This is a genomic window from Burkholderia sp. Se-20378 (assembly GCF_017104665.1).
In the GTDB taxonomy this organism is placed as follows: Bacteria; Pseudomonadota; Gammaproteobacteria; order Burkholderiales; family Burkholderiaceae; genus Burkholderia; species Burkholderia lata.
Genome location: NZ_JAAGPG010000312.1, coordinates 1 through 9,531, shown reverse-complemented (window position 1 = coordinate 9,531; position 9,531 = coordinate 1). Strand labels below are relative to the sequence as shown.

The 9,531-nt window shown below is 66.7% G+C and carries 9 protein-coding genes; all 9 read left to right on the top strand.

Annotation, left to right across the window (positions count from 1 at the left end):
* The coding region (locus G3N93_RS26205) for an ATP-binding protein (RefSeq protein ID WP_206134273.1) at positions 1–780 on the top strand (780 nt) is incomplete at its 5' end.
* Between the two features lie 148 nt (positions 781–928).
* Positions 929–2,197 carry an ABC transporter substrate-binding protein gene (locus tag G3N93_RS26200; RefSeq protein WP_206134272.1) on the top strand — a complete coding sequence of 423 codons (1,269 nt, stop codon included), beginning with the start codon at positions 929–931 and terminating at the stop codon, positions 2,195–2,197.
* A gap of 108 nt (positions 2,198–2,305) precedes the next feature.
* Entirely contained in the window at positions 2,306–3,223 is a 918-nt protein-coding gene (locus G3N93_RS26195; protein ID WP_241026709.1) for a carbohydrate ABC transporter permease, read from the top strand.
* Between the two features lies 1 nt (position 3,224).
* Positions 3,225–4,055: a carbohydrate ABC transporter permease gene (locus G3N93_RS26190; protein WP_174979240.1), complete on the top strand. Its 831-nt coding sequence runs from the start codon at positions 3,225–3,227 to the stop codon at positions 4,053–4,055.
* A 39-nt stretch (positions 4,056–4,094) separates the two neighbouring features.
* The gene (locus G3N93_RS26185; protein ID WP_206134271.1) at positions 4,095–5,231 is read left to right on the top strand and encodes an ABC transporter ATP-binding protein; all 1,137 of its coding nucleotides are present in this window, start codon (positions 4,095–4,097) and stop codon (positions 5,229–5,231) included.
* A gap of 91 nt (positions 5,232–5,322) precedes the next feature.
* Positions 5,323–6,132, top strand: coding sequence for a ThuA domain-containing protein (locus G3N93_RS26180; RefSeq protein WP_241026708.1), 810 nt, complete (start codon positions 5,323–5,325; stop codon positions 6,130–6,132).
* Positions 6,129–7,283, top strand: a complete 1,155-nt coding sequence (locus G3N93_RS26175) for a Gfo/Idh/MocA family protein (RefSeq protein ID WP_206134270.1) — start codon at positions 6,129–6,131, stop codon at positions 7,281–7,283. The genes G3N93_RS26180 and G3N93_RS26175 overlap by 4 nt, the downstream gene beginning before the upstream one ends.
* A gap of 132 nt (positions 7,284–7,415) precedes the next feature.
* Positions 7,416–8,834, top strand: a complete 1,419-nt coding sequence (locus G3N93_RS26170) for a carbohydrate porin (protein ID WP_206134269.1) — start codon at positions 7,416–7,418, stop codon at positions 8,832–8,834.
* Between the two features lie 5 nt (positions 8,835–8,839).
* The coding region (locus tag G3N93_RS26165) for an aldo/keto reductase family oxidoreductase (RefSeq protein ID WP_241026707.1) at positions 8,840–9,531 on the top strand (692 nt) is incomplete at its 3' end.

Below are 9,531 nucleotides of genomic sequence, written 5' to 3'. Positions count from 1 at the left end.
AACGTCGACCGCGGTCAGCTCGAGAACGCGGTGCTCAACCTGACGCTCAACAGCGCGGCGGCGATGCCGGACGGCGGGACGCTCACGCTGTCCGCGCATCGCGAGCCGGCGTCCGATGCAACGGGCGACCCGGCGACGATCGTGCTGAGCGTGACGGATACCGGGTGCGGCATCGCGTCCGTGCTGCTCGACAAGGTGATCGAGCCGTTCTTCACGACCAAGGCCGCAGGCGAAGGCAGCGGGCTCGGGCTCAGCAGCGTGTACGGGTTTGTCCGGCAAAGTGGCGGCGATTTGCGGATTCACAGCGAGATCGGCCGGGGCACGCGCATCGAGCTTCGATTGCCGGACAGCGGCCCGCCCGTCGTCAGGCTGGCGATGCGGCACGGCGGGCCCGCGTCCGGGCGCGTCCGGCACGCGCAAGCGCACCGGGGAGTACGCGTGCTGGTGGTTGACGACGATGCCGAGGTGCGTGACACGGCGGTCAGCCAGTTCGAGGCGCTTGGTGCACAGGCCGACGCGGTGGCCGACGGCGACGCCGCGCTGCGCTGGCTGGCCGAGCATGGCCCGGTCGAGCTCGTGCTGTCGGACATGTCGCTCGGCGCGAGCGGCAGCGGCATCGCATTCGCCGCGCGGCTCGCCGAGCGCTGGCCGGCCCAGCGCGTGGCGCTGACCTCGGGCCTGCCGCCCGAGATGCATCAGGCGCATCCCGACTGGCGGGCGGACCGGCCGTTCGTGCAGAAGCCGTTCGATCTGGCGGCGCTCGCCGCGCTGCTGGATTGACGCCCGGCGCCGATTGTTTCGATTGTTAATGGCAACGCGTGTTTCCGAAATTTTCGATTAACGGGACGGGTGTTTCATAGCGGTACGGCAACGGCGACGTGGTCGCGACGCCACGGCGCAAAAATCGAACAACGGACGGAGACACCCTATGACGAAGATCAAGTCGGCCATGCTGGCGATGGCGCTTGCGATGACGGCCGCTACGGCCGGTGCGGCGACGCTGAGGATTGCGTGCGGCACGGCAGGCCTCGACCAGGAAACCTGCCAGGCCGCCGCGAAGCACTGGGCCGAGAAGACCGGCAACGAGGTCGAGCTCATCAGCATGCCGAACAACTCGAGCGAGCAGCTCGCGCTCTATCAGCAGCTCCTCGGCAGCGGATCGGACAAGATCGACGTGATGCAGATCGATGGGGTCTGGCCGGGGATCCTCGCGAACCACCTGGTCGACCTGAAGCCGTACAGCAAAGGTCAGGAAAGCCAGTCGTTCCCGAGCATCGTGGCGAACAACACCGTGAACGGCAGGCTGGTCGCGATGCCGTGGTTCATCGACACGGGCGTGCTGTACTACCGCAAGGACCTGCTCGACAAGTACCGGGCGAAGGTGCCCGCGACGTGGGACGAACTCGACGCGACCGCGCGCAGGATCCAGGCGAGCGAACGTGCCGCCGGCAACGAGAAGCTGTGGGGCTTCGTCTGGCAGGGGCGTGCCTACGAAGGGCTCACCTGCGATGCGCTCGAATGGATCGCCAGCCACAACGGCGGCACGGTGGTCGACGACAAGGGACACGTCACGATCGATAACCCGGGAGCGATCAAGGGGCTCGACCAGGCCGCGAAATGGGTCGGCACGATCAGCCCGAAGGCGGTCCTGAACTACGGCGAGGAAGAGTCGCGCGGCGTGTTCCAGGCAGGCAACGCGGTGTTCATGCGCAACTGGCCGTACGCATTGGCCATCGCTAACCGCGACGGTAGTCCGATAAAAGGCAAGGTCGGCATCGCACCGCTGCCGAAGGGCGGCGCCGATGGCCGTCAGGTCGCCTCACTTGGCGGCTGGCACCTCGCGGTGTCGCGCTACTCGCCCAACCCGAAGCTCGCCGCCGATCTCGTGATGTACATGTCGAGCGCGGAAGCGCAGAAGATACGCGCGGTGCAGGCGTCGTTCAATCCGACGATACCCGCGCTCTACCACGACAAGGACGTCCTCCAGGCCCGCCCGTACATGGCCGACCTGCTGCAGATCTTCAACAGCGCAGTCGCCCGGCCATCGATGGTCACCGGCGCCAAATACACCCAGGTCAGCAACCAGTTCTGGAATGCCGTGCACGACGTGCTCGCGGGCAGCGACACCGCGGCGAGCGCGCTCGCGAGGCTCGCAGCGTCGCTCAACCGGCTCGCACCGGGCGGCAACTGGCGCTGAGCGCGGCGCCTCACGAACGATCGACCCGGCCGGCCGCCCGTCGGCGCCGGCCCTGACGGGAGACTTTCCATGAGAACTGCAAGTGTCAAAATAGGCAGGACTCCTTCATTGGTAGAGAGTCCGGCGCGAGCCGGATATGGGCTGGCGAGTGCGCGCCGCCGCCAGGCGTGGCTGCTGGTCGCACCGGCGATGCTGATGCTGGTGGCGATCGCCGGCTGGCCGCTGTTGCGCACCGCCTGGTTCAGCCTGACCGACGCGCAGCTGTCAGACCTGACGCAGCGGCGGTTCGTCGGCCTCGACAACTACATCGGTGCGGCGGGCGTCCTGCGCGACCCGTCGTGGTGGCAGGCGGTGGGCAACACGGTGCTGTTCGCCGTCGTATCGGTGCTGCTCGAGACGGCAGCGGGGCTCGGCGTGGCGCTGCTGCTCGACGTACCGTCGCGGTTGCGCATGCTGCTGCGCGCGGCCGTGCTGGTGCCGTGGGCGATCCCGACCGTCGTGTCCGCGAAGATCTGGAGCTGGATGCTCAACGACCAGTTCGGCATCGTCAACGCGATGTTGATGGCGATCGGCGCGATTCGCGAACCGCTCGCGTTCACCGCCGATGCAAGCCTCGTGTTTCCGACCATCGTGTTCGTCGACGTCTGGAAGACCACACCGTTCATGGCGCTGCTGATGCTCGCCGCGCTGCAGACCGTGCCGCGTGACTGCTACGAGGCCGCTCGCGTCGACGGCGTTCCGCGCTGGCGCGTGTTCCGGTCGGTGACGTTGCCGCTGATCCTGCCCGGCGTGCTGGTCGCGATGATCTTCCGATCGCTCGACGCATTGCGCGTGTTCGACCTGATCTACGTGATGACGTCGAACAGCCGTGTCACGAAAAGCATGTCGGTGTACGTGCGTGAACAACTGATCGATTTCCAGCAGGTGGGCTTTGGGTCGGCGTCGGCGATGCTGCTGTTCGTGACGATCGTGCTGTTCACCGTCGGCTACATGGCCGTCAGCCGGCGCGGGATCCAGGAGGCCTGAGATGAAGAAGCATCCGCTCGAGACCGCGGTATACGGGGTGCTGTCGGCGCTCGTGCTGACGGTCGCGCTGTTCCCGCTCGTCTACATGATCGGCACGTCCGTCAAGCATGGCGATGCGCTGTTCGATACGTCGCTGTTTCCGGCGAGCCCTTCGCTCGACAACTACCGGCAGCTGTTCCGCGACCAGCCGTTCGGCGCGTACCTGCTGAATTCGGCGTGGGTTGCTGGCGGCGCGGTGGCGCTGTCGCTCGCGGTATCGGTGCTGGCAGCGTACGCGCTCGGCCGCGTGTCGTTTCGCGGGCGCGGCGTGCTGATGATGTGCATCCTCGGCGTCTCGATGTTTCCGCAGGTCGCGATCCTGTCGGGGCTGTTCGAGCTGATCCGCGCCCTTGGCCTGTACGACCGCCTCGGCGCACTCGTGCTCTCGGACCTGATCTTCACACTGCCGTTCACGATCTGGATCCTCGTCACGTTCATGCGCGAACTGCCGCGCGAACTGGAGGAGGCGGCGCTGGTCGACGGGGTCGGCGTGTTCACGCTGATCTTCCGGATCTTCATGCCTCTGCTGCGGCCCGCGCTCGCCGCGACGTCGCTGCTCGCGTTCGTGTCGGCCTGGAACGAGTTCCTGTTCGCGCTGACCTTCACGATCTCGTCCGGGCAGCGGACGGTCCCGGTCGCGATCACGATGATCTCCGGCGCGAGCAGCTTCGAGCTGCCGTGGGGAACGATCATGGCCGCATCGGTGATCGTCACGGTGCCGCTCGTGCTGCTGGTGATGGTCTGTCAGCGTCAGATCGTGTCCGGGCTGACGGCCGGCGCGGTCAAGGGTTGAGCGGGCATAGGCCCGCCGTCGTCAAACAGGAGTGAAAGCATGAGCCAGATCAAGTTGAGCGGTCTTCACAAGCAGTTCGGTGCAACCCCGATCCTCCATGACGTGAACCTGACGGTCGAGCCCGGCGAGTTCTGCGTGTTCATCGGTCCGTCGGGCTGCGGCAAGTCGACGTTGCTGCGGATCATTGCCGGACTCGACGAACAGAGCGCCGGCGACGTGTGGATCGACGGGCGCTGCGTCAATGCGCTGGCGCCCGCGCGCCGGGACATCGCGATGGTGTTCCAGAGCTACGCGCTGTATCCGCACATGTCGGTCTACGAAAACATGGCGTTCGGCCTGCGGCACCTGGGTTTGCCGAAAGACGAGGTCGACCGGCGCGTGCGGCTTGCATCCGAATCGCTGCGCCTCGACGAACTGCTCGCGCGCAAGCCCGGTGCGTTGTCCGGCGGCCAGCGCCAGCGTGTCGCGATCGGCCGCGCGATCGTGCGCAAGCCGAAGGTGTTCCTGTTCGACGAGCCGTTGTCGAACCTCGATGCCGCGCTTCGCGTGAAGACGCGCGTCGAGATCGCGAAGCTGCATCGCAACCTGGACAGCACCAGCATGATCTACGTGACGCACGACCAGGTCGAGGCGATGACGCTCGCGGACAAGATCGTCCTGCTGCGCCCGCTCGAAGGGCGGGCCGGCGTCGCGAGCGTCGCGCAGGTCGGCACGCCGCTCGACCTCTATCACCGCCCGGCGAGCCAATTCGTGGCCGGTTTCATCGGCTCGCCGGCGATGAACTTCCTGCCGGCGACCGTCGTGTCGGCGGGCGCCCGCGACGTGCGCACGCTGGCCGGCGGCCACGCGCTCGTCTCAAGCGTATCGGGCGACGGCCTCGCGTGGGGCGGCGACGTGACGCTGGGCATTCGCCCCGAGCATGTGCGGGTCGGGTCCGGCGACGTGACGGGAGAAGTCGCGCACGTCGAGCAAATGGGCGAACATACCTATCTCTACCTGAATACGCCGCTTGCCGCGCAGCCGATCGTCGCGAAGACCGACGCTGCCGGCGCGCGGATCGGCGAGCGTATCCGCGTCGACCTGCCGGCCGGCGCGCTGCACCTGTTTCACCCGGACGGTCGCGCGGCCGTGCGCATGCCGAGCGACGCCGCTGCCGCGACGCGCGCGACGGCCTGAGCACCACGCGCTAAATCCGGTCACGGCTTTCAGGCGGCCACGGCGCGCGGCCGCTGTCGAATCGGCGCCAACTTATACAAAAAGGATAGTTATGCAAACTAAAAAACTTTCGGTGATCGTCTGGAACGAATTTGAGCACGAACGCGAAAACGCCGGCGTGCGCGCGATCTATCCGGACGGCCTGCACCAGGTGATCGCCAGTGCGTTGGCGGAAACGCCCGCGCTCGGGCATGGCGCGCTGCCGCTGGAGATCGGCGTCGCGACGCTCGACCAGCCGGAGCACGGGCTCGACGAGGCGCGTCTCGCCGCGTGCGACGTGCTGATCTGGTGGGGGCACAAGGCTCATGCGAAGGTATCCGACGAAATCGTCGAGCGTGTGCAGCGCCGCGTGCTCGAGGGGATGGGCCTGATCGTGCTGCATTCGGGGCATTTCTCGAAGATCTTTCGCCGCCTGCTCGGCACGAATTGTTCGCTCAAGTGGCGCGAGGCCGCGGAGAAGGAGCGGTTGTGGGTCGTCGAATCGTCGCATCCGATCGCGGCCGGGCTCGGCGAGTATTTCGAGCTGCCGCACGAGGAGATGTACGGCGAGCGCTTCGATATTCCGCAGCCGGATGCAACGGTATTCATCTCGTGGTTCGAGGGCGGCGAGGTGTTTCGCTCCGGCTGTTGCTGGGAGCGCGGCCACGGCCGGATCTTCTACTTCCGTCCGGGCCATGAAGCCTATCCGACCTATCACGATTGCAACGTGCAACGCGTGATCGCGAATGCCGTGCAGTGGGCCGCGCCGCGCGTGAATCTCGCGGACCGTTGTCCGATGTCGCTGCCGCTCGAGGTACTCAGCGAGAAGAGCGGGCAATTCGCACACGTCGGTATCCAGCAGACCGCGGGAGATCTCGCATGAACGACGACTACAAGGTGGAGTTGCCTGAAGCCGCGGCGGTGGCGCGCGGCAGGCGCCTGCGCGTGGGCGTGATCGGAGTCGGCATCGGCCGCAAGCATATCGAGGGCTGGCGCGAGCACCCGGACGTCGATGTGGTCGCGATCGCTGATCCCGACGCTAAGCGCATCGCGAAGATCGGCGACGCGTTCGGGATCGACGCGCGCTACGCATCGGCGGACGCGATGTTCGCCGCGGAGCGGCTCGACGTCGTCAGCGTCTGCACGCCGAACAAGTTTCATCGCGAGCTGACGCTCGCGGCTTTCGACGCCGGCTGCCACGTGCTGTGCGAGAAGCCGATGGCGCTGAATGCGGACGAGGGCCGCGAGATGCTGATCGCCGCGCAGCGTGCCGGCAAGCGGTTGATGATCAACTTCTCCTACCGTTTCAGCGCGCAGTCGCGCGCGTTGAAGGCGCAGGTCGACGGTGGCGTGTTCGGCGATTTCTACTTCGGTCGCACCGTCTGGCACCGCCGGCGCGGGATGCCGGGCTTCGGCGGCTGGTTCGGCACGAAGGCGCTGGCGGGGGGCGGGCCGCTCATCGATCTCGGCGTGCATCGCCTCGATCTCGCGTTGTGGCTGATGGGCTATCCGAAGCCCGTCTGGGTGATGGGCAGCACCTACGATCCTATCGCGCGCTCGCTTGCGGCGCATGCCGGCAAGACCTTCGACGTCGAGGATCTCGCCGCGGCGATGATCCGTTTCGACAACGGCGCGACGCTCGCGCTCGAGGCATCGTGGGCCACCCATATCCAGGAGGCGGAGCTGATGGAGACGCGCCTGCTCGGCACGCGCGCCGGGCTGCTGCAGAAGAACCTGAACGAAGGCTACACGTTCGATGCGCACATCTTCATCGAGCAGCACGGCGCACAGTTCGACATGCATCTGAATCCGCCCGCCGACGGCGCGCGTTCCGCGATGTACGACTACGCGGAGGCGATTCTGTGCGACGTGCCGCATCCCGCGCCGGGCGAGGAAGGGTTGATCGTGATGGAGATTCTCGACGCGATCTATGCGAGCGCGGCAGCGGGCGAACCGATCCGCATTCATGCGCCGCAACCGGCGAGCGGCAACGCGTCGCCGGTGCTCGACCTCGATCTCGACGTCGCGGGCTGACGGGCGGCATGCCGGCGCGGCGTGTCAGTCACGCCGGCATGCGGTAACCGGGACGGACGACCCGGCATCAATACACATTCGACGACGCCGCGCATCGTACGCGGCGCGCATCCAACGTTTGGAGACACCTTCATGTTCGACGAAGCAAGCCGCGCGGCCCACCGCCGCGTGCGTAGGCCTTTCCGACTCGCGCGGCTCGCCGCCGCCTGCTCGCTGACCGCCGCATCGATGGCGTTGCACGCCGCCCCGGATTCTGCCGCAACCGTGGCCGCCGGTGCCGGTCCGGACGCGCTCGCGCTGTCGACCGGCGTCGTACCGGCCGACACCAGCCCGGCCAACGTGGTCACGCCGACGCCGTCGTCGGCGTGGAATCAGCTGACACCCTGGACGCAGTTCCACGGTTATATGCGGGCCGGCGTCGGGACGAGCGACAGCCATTCGCAGGCATGCTTCCAGTTGCCCGGCGCACCGAGCAAATATCGGCTCGGCAATGAATGCCAGGTCTACGGCGAACTGGAGATCGACCAGACGCTCTACAAGTTCGCCAATGGCATGCAGCTTTCCGCGGTAGGCATGGCGAGTCTCGTGAACGATCTTGATCGTCTGCCGACCTTCAACGGCAACCACGGCCAGATCCGCCTGCCGCAGTCGTACGTGCAGCTCACCGACATTCCAGGGCTCGACGGCACGCGAATCTGGTTTGGCCGCATCTACTACCGGCGTAACGACGTCCACACCAACGATTTCTTTTACTGGAACCCGAGCGGTCTTGGCGCCGGCATCGAGAACGTGCCGATCGGCGGCGGCCTGAAACTCAGCTATGCGCTGTTCCGCGAAGACTACATCGATCAGCCCAACTACGCGACGCGCCACGACCTGCAACTGTCGGGCGTGCACCCGAACCCCGGCGGCGAACTGCAGTTCGGGCTGTCCTACATCCCGGCACGCGCACCGGTGCTGAATGCGGGCGGCATGCTGCAGGACGCGCACAGCGGCTGGTCGTTCACGGTCCAGCACGTGCAAACCAACCTGCTCGGCGGCAAGAACAAGCTTGCGTTCCAGTACGGCGTCGGCCCGGGCACGGGCCTCGGCTATACGGGAACGCTGACCAACGACAACCGCTACAAGAGCTTGCGCATCCTCGACGCGTTCGACTGGCAGGTGACGCGCGACTTCGGCGGACAGGTGGTCGGCATCTACCAGCGCGACATCGCGCCGTCGGGCGGGTCGCAGACCTGGGTATCGATGGGCGTGCGGCCGGTGTATGCGTTCACGCAGCACATCAAGCTGCAGGGCGACCTCGGGCACGATCGCGTGACGCCGTCCGGCGGCCCGACGCGCACGCTGCTGAAGGCGAGCGTCGCGCTGACGCTCGCGATGGACCGCTCGTTCTGGTCGCGGCCCGAATTCCGCGTGTTCTACACGTATGCGCGCTGGAACCAGGCCGCGCAGGATGCGGCGGCGCCCGGGGATCCGCTGTCGACGACGGGTATTTTCGGCACGTCGCGTACGGGTTCGACGGTCGGCGCGCAGGTCGAATGGTGGTGGTGAGCGCGATGACGGAACGTTGTACGACGATATCGATGGGTGCCGATGCCGCGCCGTTCTCGCGCATCGTGTTCGGGATGTGGCGGATCGGCGACTGGGCGTTGTCGGTCCGCGAGCGTCGCGCGCTGATCGAGGCAGCGCTGGAACTCGGCGTGACGAGTTTCGACCATGCGGACATCTACGGCGACTATACGGCCGAGGCCCTGTTCGGCGACGTGCTGGCCGATGCGCCACACCTGCGCGAACGGATGCGGATCATCACGAAGTGCGGGATCCGGCTCGTATCCGCGCGCCGGCCCACGCACGGGATCAAGCACTACGACACGCGGGCCGCGCACGTTGTCGCGTCGGTCGAGCAGTCGCTGCGCGCGCTGCGCACCGACCGGCTCGACTTATTGCTGCTGCATCGTCCCGATCCCCTGATGGATGCCGACGAAGTCGCGACGACCTTTGCCGCGCTCCGGCGTGACGGAAAGGTGAGGGAATTCGGGATATCGAACTTTACAGCTGCGCAGGCAGCGTTGCTGCAAGACCGGATGGCGGCGCACGGGATGTCGCTCGCGACGAACCAGATCGAATGTTCGCTGCTGCATCTTGCGCCGCTCGACGATGGCACGTTCGATCAGGCGCAGCGCTGGCGCTGTCCGCCGATGTTGTGGTCACCGCTCGCAGGCGGACGCCTGTTGACCGATGCGTCGCA